Below are 18855 nucleotides of genomic sequence, written 5' to 3'. Positions count from 1 at the left end.
ACCCCATGACGGCCGCACGCACCCCCATCCCCTGCCCGTCCACGGCCCCCGGGAACACCGGCCCGGGCCGGCCGCCCGGTACCGCCCCGGGGCAGGGGCGCGCCGGGGCGGCGGGGCCCCGTGTGGGCCTGCGCGAGCGGAAGAAGATCAAGACCCGGATGGCCATCCGCGAGGCGACCTACCGGCTGATCGGGGAGCAGGGCTACGAGGCGACCACCGTCGAGCAGATCGCGGAGGCGGCCGAGGTATCCCCCAGCACCGTCTTCCGGTACTTCCCCACCAAGGAGGACATCGTCCTCACCGACGAGTTCGACCCGCTCCTGGAGGGCGAGCTGCGGGCCAGGCCCGCGGACGAACCGCTGATGGACTCGCTGCGGGCGGTGATGCGCTCCTCCTGGGCGACCGGTTTCCAGGAGGAGCCCGGGACCGTCCGGCTGCGCACCCGCCTGATGCTGGAGGTGCCCGCGGTGCGCTCCCGGATGACGGAGAGCATGTCGGTGACCGGTCGCATGCTCTGCCGCCTCCTCGCCGACCGCACCGGCCGCGGCGAGGACGACCTGGAGGTCCGCGTCTTCGCCATGGGGCTCATCGGCGCCCTCCTCGAAACCGCCCTCTACTGGGCCGAGCACGACTACCGGGACGCCCTCCCCGACCTGATCGACCGCACCCTCGTCACCTTCGAGAAGGGGCTGACGCGCTGAGTGCCGGCCGCACGCCGGCACTGCGACCAGCCTTCTTGCATGGCGACTTCTGTACGTAAGTGATCCGTTAGACGATGCGCTGACCGAGCTGACGATACGGGCGGCGCGTGACCACCAGGCCCGCCAGGCTCGGGGACCGGAGCCGGCGGGTGGGCGGGGTGCATGCCGGCGCCGGGGATTCACCCCCGCCCACCCGCGGCCGCCATGCCATCCTTGGCCCCGTGAACGGTCCCGAGATCCGCGTCGAGTTCGCGTCCGAGCTGGGCCTCTTCGTGCCCCAGGCCCGCCGGCGCGGGCCCACGAAGGTGGTCACCGACGGCGTCTCGTCGCTGGGGCACGTCGTCGAGTCGCTGGGGGTGCCGCTGACGGAGGTCGGCGGGCTGCTCGTGGACGGCCGCCCGGTCCCCGTCTCGCACGTCCCGGCCGCGGACGAGTCCGTGCGGGTCCGGGCCGTCGACCGGCCGCAGCGCGTGCCCGGCGCCCCGCTGCGCTTCCTGCTCGACGTCCACCTGGGCACCCTGGCCCGCAGGCTGCGGCTGCTCGGCGTCGACGCGGCGTACGAGTCGACGGACATCGGCGACCCCGCGCTGGCCGGGCGCTCGGCCGCCGAGCGGCGGGTGCTGCTCAGCCGGGACCGGGGCCTGCTGCGCCGCCGCGAGCTGTGGGCGGGCGCCTTCGTCTACAGCGACCGGCCCGACGAGCAGCTCCGGGACGTCCTCACCCGCTTCGCCCCGGTGCTGCGCCCCTGGACCCGCTGCACCGCGTGCAACGGCCTGCTCACCGAGGCCCGCAAGGCGGACGTCGCCGCGCTGCTGGAGAGCGGCACCCAGCGGACGTACGACGTGTTCGCGCAGTGCACGGCCTGCGGCCGCGTCTACTGGCGCGGCGCCCACCACGACCGCCTCGAGCGCATCGTGGACGACGCGGTGGCGGAGTTCGGCACGGCGTGAAGGTTACGCAGGGCGGATTGCGCCGACCACCCCAGTACGCCGCAAGGGGGCGGGCCCCGCAAGAGGCCCGGCCCCGCAAGAGGCGCGGCCCCGCAAGGGGCGCGGTGAACCGGGGGCGCCTCCCACGCCGTCGAGGCGGTGGGGGAGCGACCGGCCACGACGGAACCCGCACGTCGCCACCGGCCGGAAGGGGCAGTCTCCGGCCAGGCGGCCGCACGGGGGAAGCTGCCCACTCGGCTACTCGGCGACCCGTGTCCCCACCGCCTCCCTCAGGACCTCGGCGTCGACCGTCGGCGCGTCGCACGTGAAGTTGCGGCACACATACGCGGCGGGGCGCCCCCGGACGAGGGGGCGGTCCGCGAGCAGCGGGAACTCCTCGCCGCCGGGCACCCCCGCGGCGAGCACCGCACCGGGCGCCGTGCCCAGCAGCGCGGCCCGCCGCAGCGCTCCGGTCGCCGGATCGTCGCCGGCGCCGACGACGGCGATCTCCCGGGGCCCGTCCAGCGCCGCCTCCGCGACCGCGAGCCCCCAGCCCACGAACCGGGGCACCCGGGGCCCGAGCGCGCGGACCACGCTCAGCGCACGCTCCGCCGCCGTGCGATGCCGCTCGGAGCCGGTGTGCGCCGCGTACCCCAGCAGGGCGCCCGCGGCGGCGGTCCAGCCGGACGGCACGGCGTTGTCGGTCGGGTCCTGCGGGCGGCGAATCAGCCGCTCGGCGTCGTCGGCCGTGTCGTACAGCTCGCCCTGCTCCCCCGTGAACCGGGTCAGCACCTGGTCGAGCAGCACCCCGGCGAGCCGCAGCCAGGCGCCCTCGCCCGTCACCGACGCCAGCGCGAGGAAACCCTCGGCGACGTCCGCGTAGTCCTCCAGCACGCCCGCGCTCGGCCCCGGCCGGCCGTCGCGGGAGGTGCGCACCAGCCGCGCGCTCTCGTCCATGTGCACGCCCACCAGCAGGTCGGCGGCGGCGAGCGCGGCGTCGACGAGGTCGGGACGGTCGAAGTACGCGCCGGTCTCGGCGAGCGCCGCGATCGCCAGGCCGTTCCACGCCGCGACCACCTTGTCGTCCCGCCCCGGCGCGGGACGCTTGCCGCGCGCCGCCAGCAGCCGCTCACGCACCGAGGCGATCCGGGCGGCGTCGAACACGCCCTCCGCCTGGGAGAGTCGCAGCACGGACGTACGGGGCGGGCCCTCCGTGAAGGTGCCCTCCTCCGTCACCCCGAAGTAGTCGGCGGCGAGTTGCGCGTCCGCCTCGCCCAGCGCCTCGCGGAGCTGGTCGGGGGTCCAGACGTAGTAGGCGCCCTCCACGTGCCGGCCGGTGCCGTCGTCGCTGTCCGCGTCCAGCGCGGAGGCGAGGCCGCCCTGCTCGGTGGCGAGTTCCCGGACCATGAAGTCCGCTGTCTCCAGCGCCACCCGGCGGGCCAGGCCGGACCCGGTGGCCCGCCACAGGTGCGCGTAGACGCGGCACAGCAGGGCGTTGTCGTAGAGCATCTTCTCGAAGTGCGGCACCGTCCACCGGCCGTCCACCGCGTAGCGCGCGAAGCCGCCGCCGAGCTGGTCGTAGATGCCGCCGCGGGCCATGTGGGCGCAGGTGTCGGCGGCCATCTGGAGCGCCCCCTCGGAGCCGGTGCGGGCGTGGTGCCGCAGCAGGAACTCAAGGACCATGGACGGCGGGAACTTCGGCGAGCGGCCGAAGCCGCCGTGCGCCGGATCGTAGTCGCGGGTCAGCCCGAGCAGCGCCTGCGCCAGCTCCTCGGCGCCGGGCGGCCGGCCCTCGCCCGGCGCGCCGAACGCCGCCTCACGCCCGCCCAGGTCCCGCACGATGCGCGCGGCGACGTCGGTCACCTCCTCGCGGCGGTCGGACCACGCCTGCGCGACGCCTTCCAGCACCTGCCGGAAGGCGGGCATGCCGTGCCCTGGGGTGGGCGGGAAGTAGGTGCCGAAGTAGAAGGGCTCGCCGTCCCCGGTGAGGAACACCGTCATGGGCCAGCCGCCCTGGCCGGTCGCCGCCTGCACGGCCTCCATGTAGACGGCGTCGACGTCGGGGCGCTCCTCGCGGTCCACCTTGATGTTGACGAAGCGCTCGTTCATGAGCGCGGCCGTCTTCTCGTCCTCGAACGACTCGCTCGCCATCACATGGCACCAGTGGCAGCTCGCGTACCCCACGCTCAGCAGCACCGGCACGCCTCTCCGCCGCGCCTCCTCGAACGCCTCCGGCGACCAGGGCCACCAGTCGACGGGGTTCTCCGCGTGCTGCAGGAGGTAGGGGGAGGTTTCCTGGGCGAGTCGGTTGGCCATACGTTCAATCCTCGCGCATGGGACGGCGAGACGCCCCGGTCCGCCCCGGCCCGGGCGAGCCCCCGCGTACACCTGTGCCCCGGCAGGGGTGCGGGGGCTGTGTTCTGGGGGCACCTCCCACGCCCTTGAGGCCGTGGGGGAGGCTCCGCCGCGCGGGCGCGACCGGCCCGACGACGACCGACAGCGGCGCGGAGGGGCGCGGAGGGGCGCGCCCTGACCTCCCCGGCGTCAGGAGCCCCGGCGCCAGGAGTCCCCGACGCGGGCGCGGAGACGTGGGAGGTGTCGTGTGACGGAACGGTCACCACCCGCATCCGCAACCCACCAGAACGCTAGCGTTTCCGCGTGATCGAGGACACCGTGGCCTACGCACTGCTCAAAGGGATGAAGTCGACAAGAAGCACGATCGCCCCCGTACTCGCCGAGCACCGGGTACATCCCGGCCAGGACCTGATGCTCTCCGCCCTGTGGCAACAGGACGGCGTCACCCAGGTACAGCTGGTCGAGCGCCTGGGCATCGAGGCCCCGACGGTCAGCAAGGCGCTGAGCAGACTGGAGCGCGCCGGCCACGTGCGCCGAGAGCCCGGCCACGGCCGCTCCCGCCGCGTCTTCCTCACCGAGCGCGGCCGCGCCCTGCGGGATCCCGTCGAGCGGGCCTGGCGGGACGCCGACGAGGAGCTGACCGCCCGGCTCGGCCCCGAGGACATGGCGGAACTACGCCGCATACTGGGACGCCTCACCCGGTAGTGAGGAGCCGGTGGCAGGGCCGGAGCCCGGCCGAGCCCCGGGCCCGAGCCCGGTGGCCCCGGGCCGAAGGCCCCGGACTCCGGCCGAGGACCCCGGGCCGCGCACCGTATCCCCGTGCCCCACCCCGCCCACGGCGGGAACACTCCCCGGTCCTCTCGCGCCCGGCGCCGTCACCCACGACACTTGTCCGATAGCTGTGACGGCCTAAGGGGGACACGACATGCGTGAGGGCCATCGAGCCGATGCGGAGCGCCTGCTGGCGCGAGCCGTGGAGGCGGCGGCCGAGGAGGCGCGCCACTCCGGCGGCCGCGTCGACCGGACGGTGCTGCTGAACCGGGCGCGCGCGGCGCTGGAGACGCTGGCCGAGCCGGCCGCGGAGGAGTACGCGGCCTACACCCGGGCGCTCGACGCGGCGGAGGCGGGCCGGCTGACGTTCGGGCGGCGCTTCGCGCGGGAGAAGCCGTCGGCCGCGCTGACGGCCACCGCGGTCGCGGCGCTCGGCGCCTGCGTCGCGGATCTCGCGGTGGGCACGGGCCCCGGCACCGCGCTCGGGGCCGGTGCGGTCGCGCTGGTGGCGGGCGCCGCGGCCACCGTCGTCAGGGTGACGGCGGCCCACCTGCCGGCCGCGGGCAAGCAGGCCGGGGCCCGCAACCAGCCCGGCGGTGTGGAGCAGCTGCGCCTGCAGTGGCTGACGGCCCTGGAGGTACGGGGCATCCGCCCGTTCCTCGACCAGCAGCGGATGCTGGCCGCGGCCTCCGGCACCACGGGGCAGCCGGCGCCCGGGCGGCGCCGTACCGACAAGAGCGCCGCGGCCCGGCGGCGTACCGTGCTCCAGCAGTCGTTCGCGCAACTCCCCGAGGCCCGGGGACCGTTCACCGGCCGCGGGCAGGAGATGACGCGGATCGCGCAGTGGGTGCACGCGGCGCGGGCCGCGCCGGAGACCCGGCCCGTGGTGGTGCTGCTGCACGGCGAGCCGGGCTCCGGGCGCACCACGCTGGCGGTGCGCGCGGCGGCAGCGCTGAAGGACCAGTTCCGGGGCGCGTGCGTGGTGGACCTGCGCGGTGCGGGCGCCGAGGGGCCGCCGCTCGCCACCCGGGACGCCCTGCTGCACCTGCTGAACCGGCTCGGGGCGCCCCGCGAACAGCTGCTCTTCCGTGAGCGGGTCCCCGAGGAGCAGCAGCGCCACCATGTGCGGCGGCTGGCCGAGCTGTACCAGCAGCACCTGACGGACCTGCCGGTGGTGATCCTGCTCGACGACGCGAGCGACGCGGAGCAGGTGCGCGCGCTCGTCCCCGAGCGTTCGGAGAGCCTGGTCCTGGTCACCGCGCGCGAGCCGCTCACCCTGCCGGAGGACCTGCACGCCTGGGTGCACCGGCTGCCGGTCCCACCGCTGGACGCGGCCGGCGCCGAGGAGCTGCTGCGGGCGTGGGCCGCCGACGACCCGGGTCCCTACGACGCGGAGGCGGTCGAGCAGGTGCGCGAGCTGTGCGGCGGGCTGCCGCTCGCGTTGCGCGTCGCCGGCTCGTCGCCGGGCACCCGCACCGCCCGTGAGCTGGCCGAGGGCCTGGGCGCCTACGGTCCCGTGGGGCCCGTCGAGCGGGCGCTGTGGCTGCGGTACACCGAGCAGCCGGAGGCCGCCCGGCGGCTGCTGCGGCGGCTCGCGCTGGCGGGCCGGGCGTCGCTGGGTGCGGCGGCGGCCGCGGCACTGCTGGCCACCGACGAGACGGCCGCCGAGAAGGAGCTGACCGCGCTGGCCGCGGCGGGCCTGCTCGACCATGTGCGCGGCAACCGCTACCGCCTGCACACGTCCGTGCGCGCCTTCGCCCGGGCCCGGCTCGCCGACGAGGAGGAGCCGGCGGAGCGCACGGCCGCGCAGGAGCGGCTGATCGTGAACTACGCCGAGCTCGCCGACTCGGTCATCCGTCTGGTGGACGGCAAGACCTCCACCCGTGCGGACGCGGCCTTCCACGCGGAGGCGGTGGGCCCGCACGGCTTCGCCTCGCTGGAGTCGGCGCTGCGCTGGCTGGACGACGAGTCCAGCTTCATCACGGCGGCGCTGCGGCACGCGGAGGGCGTGACCGAGGCCGCCGTGCTGCACCTGCTGGGCGCGCTGTGCGACTACTGCCTGCTCCGCGGCGACCTGTACCGGCTCGGGGAGATCAGCGAGCTCACGCAGGCCGTGGACAAGGGGCTGCTGGGCCGCAGCGTGCAGTGGCGCACCGGTATCGCGGCCCGGCAGGTCGGCGAGCTGGACACCTCGCGCACCACACTGTCGTCGGTGGTGGACCTGTACTTCGAGGCGCGGCACGAGGCGGGCGCCGCACGGGCGCTGGGCTCGCTCGGCATCACCCTGCACCACCAGGGCAACCTCACCGGCGCCGAGGAGAAGCTGCGGGAGGCACTGGCGCTCCAGGCGCCCCAGGCGCTGGCGGGCGACCGCGGCTGGACGCTGCACGCGCTGGGCGCGGTGGTGCGCGACCTGGGCCGGCCGCGTGAGGCGCTGGAGCTGCTGGACACCGCCCTGGAGCTGCACCGCGCGAGCGGGGCGCTGCACGGCGAGGCATGGGCGCACTTCCAGCGGGGGCAGACCTGCCTCAGGCTCGGTGAGGTACCGCGCGCAGAGGCGGACCTCCGCACGGCCCTGGAGCTGTACGGGCGCACCCACGATCCGCGCGGCGAGGCGTGGGCGCTGACGCAGCTCGCGCGCGCCCGGCTGGTGGACGGCGACGCGGGGACCGCGGTCGAGCAGCTCCGCCACGCGGCGTCCCGGCACCGGGACAACGAGGACGCGCGCGGCGCGGCCTGGAGCGCGTACTACCTGGGCCAGGCCCTGGAGGAGACCGGTGACCTGGGCCAGGCGGTGCGCGACCTGGAACGCGCCCGGACGATGTTCTCGCGGATGCGGGACGTCTACGGGCTCGCCTGCGCCCGGCACCACTCGGCGCGGGTCACCCGCGACCAGCGGGCCGCCCAGACCGGTTCGCTGCGCAACAGCGGGTTCGCGCGCCAACTGCTCGTGGACGCACGGGCCGACTTCAAGCGGATCGGGGTCGCGCACGGCGAGGCGTGGACCTGCCTGGAGCTGGCCGTGGTGGAGGCGGGCAACGACCGCGCGCCCCAGGCGCTCGCGCTCTGCGACGAGGCGGCGGAGCTGTTCGCCTCGTACGGGGACCTGCGCGGCGGCGACTGGGCGCGCTTCCTGCGCTGCACACTGCTGCCGTACGCGTCGCCGGGCGGGGTGGAGATCGGTACGGCGGTGGCGGAGGAGGAGCTCTCACAGCTCGACCGCGCCGGGCATGCCGCCCGGGATCCCCGGCTGGAGGATTGCGTTCCGGCGTATGCGCTGTTCCTGGAACGCGGCGTCGACCTGGGGGCCGGGTGGCAGGCGTGGCGCCTCGGGATGGTCCCGGGGCGCCCGTCCCGCGACGTCATGGGCGTACCGCCCGGTTCGCCCGCGGGGGCCGAGCCCCGCTGAAGCCGAGCCCCGCTGAAGCCGAGCCCCGCTGTGAGCCGCGCTCCGACGGGAAGCGCGCCCGCTCCGACACGACGGGGGCGCGCCGGCTCCGACACGACAAGGGGCACGCCCCGACGGGGGGGCGCGGGGCCGTCGGCGCCAGCCCTTCGGGCCGGTGACGAAGCTCACGTCTCGCCGTGGCCACCCGCTCCCCCACTGCCTCGACGGCGTGGCAGGTGCCCCCGGTCCCCCGCGCCCCCCACGCATACCGGGGCCAGTCCCCCACCGAGCTGCGCCCTCATGCGGGCGCGGGGAACCGCATGGCCGGCCACCATCGGCCCGCCGGCCGGAAGACGACCGCGACAGCCCCTCCTGGCCGGTGACGAAGCTCACGTCTCGCCGTGGCCACCCGCTCCCCCACTGCCTCGACGGCGTGGCAGGTGCCCCCGGTCCCCCGCGCCCTTCGGGCGCACCGGAGCCGGCGGAGCCGGAGGGTCAGCCCCGGCCGGGGCGAGGTGCCGGCGAGGAGCCCTGCGGCTCCTCGTCGGACGGCTCCTTGAAGTCCACCTTCGCCATATGCCGGTTCATGGACTTCATCAGCCCCCACACCGCCAGGGCCATCACCGCGAACACGATGAAGCCGAGGACCCCGGGGGTCACCTTGTTCTGGTCGACCTCCTGGGCCAGGGGCACCAGATGCGTTATGGCCACGCCTGCGCTTGCGCTCATATCAGGCATTGTCGCGGATGCCGGCGAACAGGTCGTCCTCGGGGAGGGACGTGTCGACGAGAGACTTCGCGAGCTCGAACTCCTCCGTCGGCCACACCTCCCTCTGGAGCTCCAGCGGGATCCGGAACCAGCCCCCGTCGGGGTCGATCTGCGTGGCGTGCGCGAGGAGCGCCTTGTCGCGGATCTCGAAGAAGTCGCCGCACGGAATGTGCGTGGTCAGCGTCCGCTCCTTGCGCTCGAACTCCTCCCACCGCTTCAGCCAGTCCGTGTACGGCGACTCCAGCCCGCGCGCCAGCATCGCCTCGTGCAGGGCGAGCGTACGGGCGTGGTTGAAGCCCTGGTTGTAGTAGAGCTTCAGCGGCCGGAAGGCCGGGCCGAACTCCTCCTCCGGGTACTTCTCGGTGTCCGCGGCGCCGTCGAAGGCCAGTACCGAGATCTTGTGGGTCATGATGTGGTCGGGGTGCGGGTAGCCGCCGTTCTCGTCGTAGGTGGTGATCACCTGCGGCCGGAACTCCCGGATCGACCTGACCAGCCGTCCCGCCGCCTTGTCGACGTCCTCCAGCCCGAAGCAGCCCTCCGGCAGCGGCGGCAGCGGGTCCCCCTCGGGCAGGCCCGAGTCCACGAAACCCAGCCACTCCTGGCGCACACCCAGGATCTCCCGGGCCTCGTCCATCTCCTTCTTGCGAACCTCGTGGATGTGCTCCTCGACGTATGTGTCGCCCTGGAGCTTCGGGTTGAGGATGGAGCCGCGCTCGCCACCCGTGCAGGTCACGACCAGCACGTCCACCCCCTCGGACACGTACTTGGCCATCATGGCCGCGCCCTTGCTCGACTCGTCGTCGGGATGGGCGTGCACGGCCATCAGTCGAAGCTGCTCAGTCAAGACTCGATCCTCGTTGATTAGTCGATTTGTCGCGGTGCATGGGTCGGCCCGGAGGATGTCCTGCGGGCGGCAGTGCGTGTGCGGTGCGCGGCGCCCCGGGCAGGATGCCTCGGGGCGGTGGTCTGGTGAAGGACAGGCGCTTCTATAGTGACCGAATCGGGGGACGGATAATTCCGTAATCCCGTCTCTGCCCTGGAGGACGATCATGAGCGCGGTCGGCGAGCAGCCGCAGAACGGCCGGCCGGCCACGGCCTCCGCCGGCGCCCCGGCCGCCCGGGTGCCCGAGGGACGGTATGGCTCCGCCGGTGACCGGCGGGCCGACCGCAGGCTGCGGATCGTGGGCTCGGTGCTGGGGGTGGCCCTGCTGGGTGTGGTCGGCTGGGCGGGCTACGACTACATCGCCGGGCAGAAGATCAGCGCCGAGCTGATCAAGTTCAAGGTGGTCTCCGACAGTGCCGTGGAGGTGCACCTGGAGGTGCACAAGGACGCGGACGCCAAGGGGTACTGCACACTCCGCTCGCAGGCCCCGGACGGCGCCGAGGTCGGCCGGGCGGATTTCCGTTTCGATCAGCACACCGGCCGCCTCGACAAGGTCGTCACCCTGCGTACCACGGCCCGGGGCACCGACGCGGAGCTGCTGGGCTGCCACGCCGACTGACCGGCCGCCCGCACACCCGCCGCCACCTGCACCCCTCACAGAGGGCGCATACCCGGCAACCTCGCGCTGTTTCACCCTCCGCTCACACCCCCTACCCTGACGAACACCGGCCGCCGGTTTACACCGCCCCCGGCCGCGGGCACCACTGGTACATCACCGTTCCACGGACCGCCACGACCACACCACACCGTGACCTGACCGCGCCTGACCTGGGTTGACGGTATTCTGATGCGTTATGTCCTCCCTCTTCGCGGAGGGAATTGTTAGGCTCGTGGTTTCGCCCACCCGTCGAGGAACATGCTTCATGGGTAGGGCGATCCTTTGTATTCCCAGTACCTACGAGGAGCACCTGTGACCCAGACCAGCGAGAACGTCACCTGGCTGACCCAGGAGGCGTACAACCAGCTCAAGGCGGAGCTGGAGTACCTGTCTGGTCCCGCGCGCACCGAGATCGCGAAGAAGATCGAGGCGGCACGCGAGGAGGGCGACCTGCGCGAGAACGGCGGGTACCACGCGGCCAAGGAGGAGCAGGGCAAGCAGGAACTCCGCGTCCGCCAGCTGACTCAGCTTCTGGAGAATGCCAAGGTCGGCGAGGCACCCGCGGACAACGGCGTGGTGAAGCCCGGCATGGTCGTCACGATCGCGTTCGACGGCGACGAGGACGACACCCTGACCTTCCTCATGGCGTCCCGCGAGTACGCGAGCGCCGACATCGAGACCTACTCGCCCCAGTCCCCGCTGGGCACGGGCGTGAACGGCAAGAAGGTCGGCGAGGACGCAGAGTACGAGCTGCCGAACGGCAAGATGGCCTCGGTCAAGATCCTTGAGGCCAAGCCGTACCAGGGCTGAGCGCGGCGACGCCCGCTGACGAAGCCCCCGGCGGCCACCCACCGGCCGGTGAACCGGGGGCTTCGTCATGGTCATGAGGCCATGAGGTCATGACCGTGCTCATGGTCGATGCCATGCCCCGTGGCGGTCACCCCACCGGTCTTATGTCCCGTGGCGGTCACCCCACCGGGGCCGTGACGTCCCGGCGGTCACCCCGCTGGGACGTCACCTCCTGGCGGTCACCCCATCGGTGCCGTGGCCTGTCACGGCACCACGCCGTGCCCCCGCTCGCGCGGCGTGGTGCCGGAGCGTCCTCCGGCCGTGACTTCGCCGGCCCCCTCACGCCGTCGCATTGCGGTACTTGCGCACCGCCAGCGTGCGGAAGACCGCGAGTATCAGCACCGACCACAGCAACGATGCCCACACCGGGTGCTGCATGGGCCAGGCATCCGGGGTCTTGAAGCCGGGCGGCAGGTTGCCGAACAGCTCACGGCTGGCCTGGACCGTGGTGCTGAACGGATTCCACTCGGCGATATGCCGGAAGAACGTCGGCAGGTTGTTGGAGTCCACGAAGGCGTTCGAGATGAACGTCAGCGGGAAGAGCCAGATCAGCCCGCCGGAGGTCGCGGCCTCCGGGGTTCGCACGGACAGCCCGATCAGGGCCCCGATCCACGAGAAGGCGTAACCGAGCAGGAGCAGCAGGCCGAAGCCCGCGAGCACATTGCCGAAGTTCTCGTGCGTGCGCCAGCCGATGAGGAGTGCGACGAGGGCGAGCACGACCAGAGTGAGCGTGGTCTGCACCAGGTCGGCCAAGGTACGGCCGGTGAGGACCGCTCCGCGTGCCATCGGCAGCGAGCGGAACCGGTCGATCAGGCCCTTGTGCATGTCGTCGGCGATGCCCGCGCCCGCGCCGGCCGTCGCGAAGGTGACGGTCTGGGCGAAGATCCCCGCCATCAGGAACTCGCGGTAGTCCTGCTGGGAGACCGAGCCGCCGACCTGGATCGAACCGCCGAAGACGTACGTGAAGAGCACCACGAACATGATCGGCTGGATAAGCCCGAAAAGGACCACCTCAGGAATCCGCCGCATTCGAATCAGGTTCCGCCGCGCAAGAACCAGGGAGTCCCTGAGGGACTGGGCGATGCCGCCGGCGCCCACGGGTGCCCCGGCTGCCGGGGTCTCGGTCACGGCGGTCACTTCATGGCCTCCTTGTTGGTCTTCTTCCGGGGGCTGCTGCCCTTGCCCCGGCCGGGGGTCGCCGTCTCGTCCTCCGGGTCCTCGCCGGCCTCCTCGGCGGCATGGCCCGTCAGGGAGATGAAGACGTCGTCGAGGGTGGGGCGGCGCAGGCCGATGTCGTCGATCTCGATACCGCGGGCGTCCAGCTCGCGGATGATCTCGGCGAGGAGCTTGGCGCCGCCGGTGACGGGGACGGTGAGCTTGCGGGTGTGCTCCTCCACGGCGGCCGCGCCCTTGCCGAAGCCCTGGAGCAGCGCGGTGGCCGTGGTGATGTGCTCGCGCTCGTGCACCACGACCTCGACGCGCTCGCCGCCGGTCTGGGCCTTGAGCTGGTCGGAGGTGCCCCGGGCGATGACACGGCCGTGGTCGACGACCGCGATGTCGTGCGCCAGGCGGTCGGCCTCCTCCAGGTACTGGGTGGTGAGCAGCAGGGTGGTGCCGCCCGCGACCAGCTCCTGGATGACCTCCCACAGGGCCTGGCGGTTGCGCGGGTCGAGGCCGGTGGTCGGCTCGTCCATGAACATCACGGGCGGCGAGACCACGAGGGCCGCCGCGAGGTCGAGCCGGCGGCGCATGCCGCCGGAGTAGGTCTTGGCGGTGCGGTCGGCGGCGTCCGCTAGATTGAACCGCTCCAGCAGCTCGACGGCCCGCGCCTTGGCGGCCTTTGAGCGCATCTGGTACAGCTCGCCGACCATCTGCAGATTCTCGCGGCCCGTCAGGTACTCGTCGACGGCGGCGAACTGGCCGGAGAGGCCGATGGAACGCCGCACCTCGTTCGGATTCTCCAGGACGTCGATGCCGGCCACTATCGCCTTGCCGCTGTCCGGCCGGAGCAGGGTGGTCAGGCAGCGCACGGCCGTGGTCTTGCCCGCGCCGTTCGGCCCGAGCAGGCCCAGCACGGTGCCTTCGGGGACATCGAGGTCGACGCCGTCCAGAGCCCTTACGTCGCCGAAGGTCTTCACCAGACCTTCGGCGTAGATGGCGCCTGGCATGGGGTTTCTCCAAAGTTCGGGTCGCCCGGCGGGCGACTTCAACGGAAAAGCTCGGCTTCCCGCCGCGCCGTCACCAGCACGGCGCGGGCGGGAGAAGGGCCAGGAGGGCCCACGGGGGGGGCGAGGTCCTCACACCATAACGCGATACATCGCGTCCCTCAACGGGTTTTCTCGACTCCCCGACGCCGGCCGGCCTCCGCCGGGCTGTCCGCCGTCACGTCATGATCATGTAACCCGCCTCCCGGAGCGCCGCGCGGACCTCTGCGCAGTGCACCGGGCCCTTCGTCTCCAGGTGCAGCTCGACCTCCACCTCCGTGAGCCCGAGCCGTGGGTCGGTCCGTACGTGGCTCACGTCCAACACATTCGCATCCACCACTGACAACACCCCCAGAAGCGTCGCGAGGGCGCCGGGGCGGTCCGTCAGCCGCAGCCGTACCGCGAGGTAGCGGCCCGCGGCCGACATGCCGTGCCGCAGGATCCGCTGCATCAGCAGTGGGTCGACGTTGCCGCCCGACAGCAGGGCGACGACCGGCCCCTCGAACGTCTCCGGGCCGCTCAGCAGCGCGGCCACCGGGCTGGCGCCGGCCGGCTCGACGACCATCTTGGCCCGCTCCAGGCAGTGCAGCAGCCCGCGGGACAGCTCGTCCTCGGTGACGGTGCGCACCTCGTCGACCAGGTTCTCGATGATCCGGAACGGCACGTCCCCCGGCCGTCCCACCTTGATGCCGTCCGCCATCGTCGCCTGCGCCTCGATCGCCACCGGGCGCCCCGCCGACAGCGAAGGCGGATACGCCGCGGCGCCCGCCGCCTGCACGCCGATCAGCCGCACGTCCGGCCGCAGCGTCTTCACGGCGACCGCGATGCCCGCGGCGAGCCCGCCGCCGCCGACGCCCACCACGATGGTGCGCACCTCCGGGCACTGCTCCAGGATCTCCAGGCCCACCGTGCCCTGGCCGGCGACGATGTCCGGGTGGTCGAAGGGATGGATGAACACGGCGCCCGTCTCCGCGGCGTACTCCTGGGCCGCGGCCAGCGTCTCGTCGACCACCTGGCCGTGCAGCCGGACCTCCGCGCCGTACTCGCGGGTGGCGGCCACCTTCGGCAGCGGCGCGCCCACCGGCATGAAGACGGTGGAGCCCACGCCCAGCAGCGACGACGCGTGCGCCACGCCCTGGGCGTGGTTGCCGGCGCTCGCCGCCACCACGCCCGCCGCGCGCTGCTCGGGCACCAGCCCGGCGATCCGCACGTAGGCGCCGCGGAGCTTGAAGGATCCCGTGCGCTGGAGGTTCTCGCACTTGAAGTGCACCGGGGCACCCACCAGGCGGGACAGATGCCTGCTGCCCTCCATCGGGGTCACCCGTGCCACGCCCGCCAGCATCTTCTGGGCGCCACGCACGTCGTCGAGGGTCACCGACGGCACGGAATCAGCTGTGCTATAGCTCATGCCCGCCAGTCTTACAGCTCACCACGCGCCACCTCAGGCGGCACGGCTGCACGCTCTCGCGCGGCCTCGCCGCACGGTGCGTCCGGCTCCCCACCGCGCACCGCGGCACGGTGCGTCCGGGCGCGGCCCACCCGGCGCACCGCCACGGCCGGACGGCGCACCCGGGTGCGGTCCATACGGCCCACCACCGCACCATCGCACGACGCACCCGGGTGCGGTCCGTAGGCACAGTGCGCGCGGGTTTGCGCGCCACAGGTACGGGGCGGGCCGCGGCCGCGTACCCTGTCCCCACCCACCCACACGTCCTCCATGAAGTGAGCCCCGTCCATGCCCACAACACCGGAAATGTCGATGGACATGACGACAGCCGGCGACACCGGCCTTCTCGACTCCCTGCAGCACCAGGTCGCGGTCTTCGCGCGCCGTGCGGAACAGACCCGGCTCGGCGGGGTCGGACAGGTCCGCAACTCCATGGACCGCGCTGCCTACCTGCTGCTCAACCGGCTCGACAACGAGGGCCCGATGGGCGTCAAGGCGCTCGCCGCGAGCATGGGCATCGACTCCTCGACGGTCACCCGGCAGGTGGCACCGCTCGTCGACACCGGTCTCGTCAAGCGCACCTCACACCCGGAGGACGGGCGGGCCGTCGTCCTGGAGCTGTCACCCCGCGGGCACGCCCGTCTGGACGAGGTCCGCTCCTCGCGCCGTGAGCTGATGGCACAGCTCACCGAGGACTGGGACCCGGAGGAACGCAGGCAGTTCTGTGCGCTCCTGACCCGCTTCAACACAGCCCTGTCCGCTCGCCAGGCCGCCGGGCAGAGCACCCCGTCGGTCGAGGACGCGCCCGCCTCCTGAGCGTCCGCGCGGCGGCGGAGACGGTGCCGCGGCACCGCCGCGACGCCCGGACGGCGCCCCTGACGGAGCCCTGGCGGGCTCCTCCTGCCGCCGAACCCTTGACCTGGGCGCGCGCGTGGCCTGATATGAGACCCAGAACCGGTTTCCCCTGAAATCGCTGTTTCCTCACCGCACGGCCCACCCGGGGCCGGCGCGCCGACGGGAGGCAGGGTGCACCAACGGCATGTGTCGAAAGACGCCCGCCGGGCCCGGGAATTCGAGTCGTTCGTCGCGGGCGCGGCAGGGCGGCTGCTGCATGCCGCCACGCTCCTCACCGCTGAGCCCCCCGACGACAACCCGCGCGCGCGGCGCCTGCTCGTCTCGGCGCTCGCCCACACCTACGCCACCTGGGACGGGCTGCGCGGCGAGGATCCCTACGACCGCACCAGGCAGCAGCTCGCCGTGCGCTTCGCACACGGCGCCCGGCACCACCGCAGGAGCCGGCCCCGCCGGGAGCCACGGCCGCACGCGGGGGGATCCGGCCCCCGGCAGGTGTGGTCCGGTCTGCGGCACGGATGGCCGGCGCTCCGGCGTCCGGGCGACGACACCGGCGGTGGTTCGGGCCGCGCGGACGGTGTGGACGGCGGCACGGCGGATGGCGGCTCGGAGCACTCCGGGACCGGGCGGCCCGAGGGGGTCCTGCACCGGCTCACTCCCCAGCAGCGCCTCGTCCTCGTCCTGCGGATGTACGAGGGCGTGGCCGAGGAGCAGACGGCGGCGCTGCTCGGCCTCCCCGTGGAGCGGGTGCACACGATCTGCGCGCGCGCCGTCTCGACGCTGCTGCACCCGCCGTCCGACCGGCCCGCCGCGCTGCCCAAGGCGGTGCCCTCGTGACCCTCGTCCAGAGGTCCGTCCCACGGTGCGGGGCGAGCGCGGCGCAGCCCGAGGGCAGCGGCAGCCCGCTCGTGACGGCCCGGGCCCGCCGCGGCCCCGGAGGCGCCCCATGAGCCGGTTCGACCGCAGGGAGGCCGCCGTCCGGGAACTCCTGGAGAGCACGCCGCCGCTCGTACCGTCCGCCCTCTATGCGGACGCCCTGCGCCGGGGCCGCCGCGTCCTGCGCCGCAGAGTGGCCGTGCGCCGGGTGCTGTGGGCCCTGCTGTGCGCGGCGATCCTGGCGTTCACCGTGTGGGCGCTGACCGTACGGCCCTGGGACCAGCCACCGGCCGACACGACGCCTACGGTCAGTGGGTGGTGAGCGGCCGCCGGGGGACGCGCCACGGGCGGGCGGCCGAGCGGATGCCCCGCGGGCGGGGGCCGGGGGACCGAGCGGACGCACCACGGGCGGGGGACCAAGCGGACGCACCACGGCGGGCGCCCAAGGTGGCGCCCCTCCGGAAGCACCGCCAGGGAGGCGCCCCCCGGAACCGCCGCCAAAGGAAGCACGCCCCGGGACACCTCCCAAGAACGCACGCCCCGGGACACCGCCCAAGAACGCACGCCCCGGGACACCGCCCAAGAACGCACGCCCCGGGACACCGCCCAAGAACGCACGCCCCGGAGCACCGCCCAAGGACGCTCGGCAGAACGATCGCCCAAGGGTGCGCGACTTCCCCAGAGCCCGTGACGGTCAGCCGAGCGCCTGCTTCAGGTCGTTGATCAGGTCGTCCGCGGACTCGATGCCCACGGAGAGGCGGACCAGGTCCGCAGGGACCTCCAGGGCCGAGCCCGCGGCGGACGCGTGGGTCATGCGCCCAGGGTGCTCGATCAGCGACTCGACGCCGCCCAGCGACTCGCCCAGGGTGAACACCTTGGCGCGGTTGCAGACCTCCACGGCCGCCGCCTCGCCGCCGTCCACCCGGAACGACACCATGCCGCCGAAGGCCTTCATCTGCTTGGCGGCGGTCTCGTGGCCCGGGTGGTCCGCGAGCCCCGGGTAGAGCACCTTGGTAACGCGCGCGTGGCTGCCGAGCATCTCCGCGATCCGCGTGGCGTTCTCACTGTGCCGGTCCATCCGCACCGCGAGGGTCTTGATGCCCCGCAGCACCAGCCAGGAGTCGAAGGGCCCGGCGATCGCGCCCATGGCGTTCTGGTGGAAGGCCAGCTCGTCGCCGAGCGCGTCGTCGTTCACGACGAGCGCACCGCCGACCACGTCGGAGTGGCCGCCCATGTACTTGGTGGTGGAGTGCACCACGGCGTCCGCCCCCAGGGAGAGCGGCTGCTGGAGGTAGGGGCTGGCGAAGGTGTTGTCGACGACGAGCCGGACGCCGGCCGTGCGGGCCACGGCGGCGACCGCGGCGATGTCGGTGATCCCGAGCAGCGGGTTCGACGGCGTCTCCACCCAGACGACCTTGGTCTGCGGTGTGATCGCCGCGCGCACCGCGGCGGGGTCGCCGGTGTCGGCCACCGACCAGGTCACGCCCCACCGGGTGACGACCTTGGAGAACAGCCGGAACGTCCCCCCATAGGCGTCGGCCGGGATCACGACGTGGTCGCCCGGGCTGAGCAGCGTCCGCAGCAGGCAGTCCTCCGCGGCGAGGCCCGAGGCGAAGGCGAGCCCTCGGCGGCCGCCCTCCAGTGCGGCGAGGTTCTCCTCCAGGGCGGCCCTGGTGGGGTTGCCGCTGCGGCTGTACTCGTAGCCGCCGCGCAGGCCTCCCACGCCGTCCTGCTTGTACGTCGAGACCTGGTGGATCGGGGGGACCACGGCGCCGGTCAGGGGGTCCGGGGCGTTGCCCGCGTGGATCGCCACGGTCTCGAAGCCGTGCCCCGTGTGCCGGCCGGCGGGGGCCGGGCCGCCGCTGTGGGTGGTGTGCCTGGTGTGCGCGTCACTCATGAGCCCGAGCGTAATGCCGCGGAAGGCCGGCCGACGGCGTGGACGGGACCCCGGCGTGTGTCGGGTTCACCGGTGGCACGCGACGGGTCCGCCGGTGACGTGCGACAGGTTGGCCGGTGGCATGCGACAGGTTGGCCGGTGACGTGCGGCAGATTGGCCCGTGGCATGCGACAGGTTGGCCGGTGACGTGCGGCAGATTGGCCCGTGGCATGCGACAGGTTGGCCGGTGACGTGCGGCAGATTGGCCCGTGGCATGCGACAGGTTGGCCGGTGACGT

The 18855-nt window shown here is 73.5% G+C and carries 16 protein-coding genes; 9 read left to right on the top strand and 7 right to left on the bottom strand.

Translation table 11 applies throughout. The features are described 5' to 3' along the window. Positions 1–5: 5 nt before the first annotated feature. A complete protein-coding gene (locus ACSMXW_RS23195) occupies positions 6–701 on the top strand; it encodes a TetR/AcrR family transcriptional regulator (protein WP_485799018.1) in 696 nt (231 codons plus the stop codon). A gap of 221 nt (positions 702–922) precedes the next feature. Next, the gene (locus ACSMXW_RS23190) at positions 923–1651 is read left to right on the top strand and encodes a Mut7-C RNAse domain-containing protein (RefSeq protein WP_485799016.1); all 729 of its coding nucleotides are present in this window, start codon (positions 923–925) and stop codon (positions 1649–1651) included. A gap of 237 nt (positions 1652–1888) precedes the next feature. Here the strand turns inward: ACSMXW_RS23190 and ACSMXW_RS23185 are convergent, their stop codons facing one another. Beyond that, on the bottom strand, positions 1889–3946 hold the full coding sequence (locus tag ACSMXW_RS23185; RefSeq protein ID WP_485799014.1) for a thioredoxin domain-containing protein: 2058 nt from the start codon (positions 3944–3946) through the stop codon (positions 1889–1891). Positions 3947–4288: 342 nt separating this feature from the next. On the opposite strand from ACSMXW_RS23185, the gene ACSMXW_RS23180 reads away from it, so the two are divergent. Both ACSMXW_RS23180 and ACSMXW_RS23175 read left to right on the top strand, forming a co-directional pair. Beyond that, complete coding sequence (locus tag ACSMXW_RS23180; RefSeq protein WP_485799011.1) at positions 4289–4690, top strand: MarR family winged helix-turn-helix transcriptional regulator; 402 nt, start codon at positions 4289–4291, stop codon at positions 4688–4690. Between the two features lie 220 nt (positions 4691–4910). Next, positions 4911–8165 (top strand): tetratricopeptide repeat protein, encoded by a 3255-nt coding sequence (locus ACSMXW_RS23175; RefSeq protein ID WP_485799009.1) that lies wholly within the window; start codon positions 4911–4913, stop codon positions 8163–8165. Between the two features lie 474 nt (positions 8166–8639). Here ACSMXW_RS23175 and ACSMXW_RS23170 read toward each other — a convergent pair whose 3' ends face one another. Next, positions 8640–8882: a hypothetical protein gene (locus ACSMXW_RS23170; RefSeq protein ID WP_485799007.1), complete on the bottom strand. Its 243-nt coding sequence runs from the start codon at positions 8880–8882 to the stop codon at positions 8640–8642. Then, entirely contained in the window at positions 8875–9756 is an 882-nt protein-coding gene (gene mca / locus ACSMXW_RS23165; RefSeq protein WP_485799005.1) for a mycothiol conjugate amidase Mca, read from the bottom strand. The genes ACSMXW_RS23170 and mca overlap by 8 nt, the downstream gene beginning before the upstream one ends. A 205-nt stretch (positions 9757–9961) precedes the next feature. Here mca and ACSMXW_RS23160 point away from each other — a divergent pair, with 205 nt between their 5' ends. Together ACSMXW_RS23160 and greA are read left to right on the top strand one after the other, a co-directional pair. Next, on the top strand, positions 9962–10414 hold the full coding sequence (locus ACSMXW_RS23160; RefSeq protein ID WP_485799003.1) for a DUF4307 domain-containing protein: 453 nt from the start codon (positions 9962–9964) through the stop codon (positions 10412–10414). A gap of 351 nt (positions 10415–10765) precedes the next feature. Continuing rightward, the gene (gene greA, locus ACSMXW_RS23155) at positions 10766–11263 is read left to right on the top strand and encodes a transcription elongation factor GreA (protein WP_485799000.1); all 498 of its coding nucleotides are present in this window, start codon (positions 10766–10768) and stop codon (positions 11261–11263) included. Between the two features lie 318 nt (positions 11264–11581). Here greA and ACSMXW_RS23150 read toward each other — a convergent pair whose 3' ends face one another. The 3 genes from ACSMXW_RS23150 to ilvA form a co-directional block, all read right to left on the bottom strand. Next, complete coding sequence (locus ACSMXW_RS23150) at positions 11582–12439, bottom strand: ABC transporter permease (protein ID WP_485798998.1); 858 nt, start codon at positions 12437–12439, stop codon at positions 11582–11584. Next, a complete protein-coding gene (locus ACSMXW_RS23145; RefSeq protein WP_485798997.1) occupies positions 12436–13470 on the bottom strand; it encodes an ATP-binding cassette domain-containing protein in 1035 nt (344 codons plus the stop codon). The genes ACSMXW_RS23150 and ACSMXW_RS23145 overlap by 4 nt, the downstream gene beginning before the upstream one ends. A gap of 214 nt (positions 13471–13684) precedes the next feature. Further along, positions 13685–14914 (bottom strand): threonine ammonia-lyase, encoded by a 1230-nt coding sequence (gene ilvA / locus ACSMXW_RS23140; RefSeq protein WP_485798995.1) that lies wholly within the window; start codon positions 14912–14914, stop codon positions 13685–13687. Positions 14915–15265: 351 nt separating this feature from the next. Here ilvA and ACSMXW_RS23135 point away from each other — a divergent pair, with 351 nt between their 5' ends. The 3 genes from ACSMXW_RS23135 to ACSMXW_RS23125 all read left to right on the top strand — a co-directional run bounded on the left by ACSMXW_RS23135 (position 15266) and on the right by ACSMXW_RS23125 (position 17003). After that, positions 15266–15769, top strand: a complete 504-nt coding sequence (locus ACSMXW_RS23135) for a MarR family winged helix-turn-helix transcriptional regulator (RefSeq protein ID WP_485808237.1) — start codon at positions 15266–15268, stop codon at positions 15767–15769. A 210-nt stretch (positions 15770–15979) separates the two neighbouring features. After that, the gene (locus tag ACSMXW_RS23130) at positions 15980–16642 is read left to right on the top strand and encodes a sigma factor-like helix-turn-helix DNA-binding protein (RefSeq protein ID WP_485798993.1); all 663 of its coding nucleotides are present in this window, start codon (positions 15980–15982) and stop codon (positions 16640–16642) included. A gap of 109 nt (positions 16643–16751) precedes the next feature. Further along, positions 16752–17003, top strand: a complete 252-nt coding sequence (locus ACSMXW_RS23125; RefSeq protein ID WP_485798991.1) for a hypothetical protein — start codon at positions 16752–16754, stop codon at positions 17001–17003. A 372-nt stretch (positions 17004–17375) separates the two neighbouring features. On the opposite strand, the gene ACSMXW_RS23120 is transcribed toward ACSMXW_RS23125, so the two are convergent. Next, positions 17376–18578 (bottom strand): cystathionine gamma-synthase, encoded by a 1203-nt coding sequence (locus ACSMXW_RS23120; RefSeq protein WP_485798990.1) that lies wholly within the window; start codon positions 18576–18578, stop codon positions 17376–17378. Positions 18579–18855 lie beyond the last annotated feature (277 nt).

It is taken from the genome of Streptomyces sp. DSM 116793 (assembly GCF_057320905.1).
The sequence above is the reverse complement of the archived record's forward strand: the minus strand, read 5'-3'. Positions and strand labels throughout refer to the sequence as shown.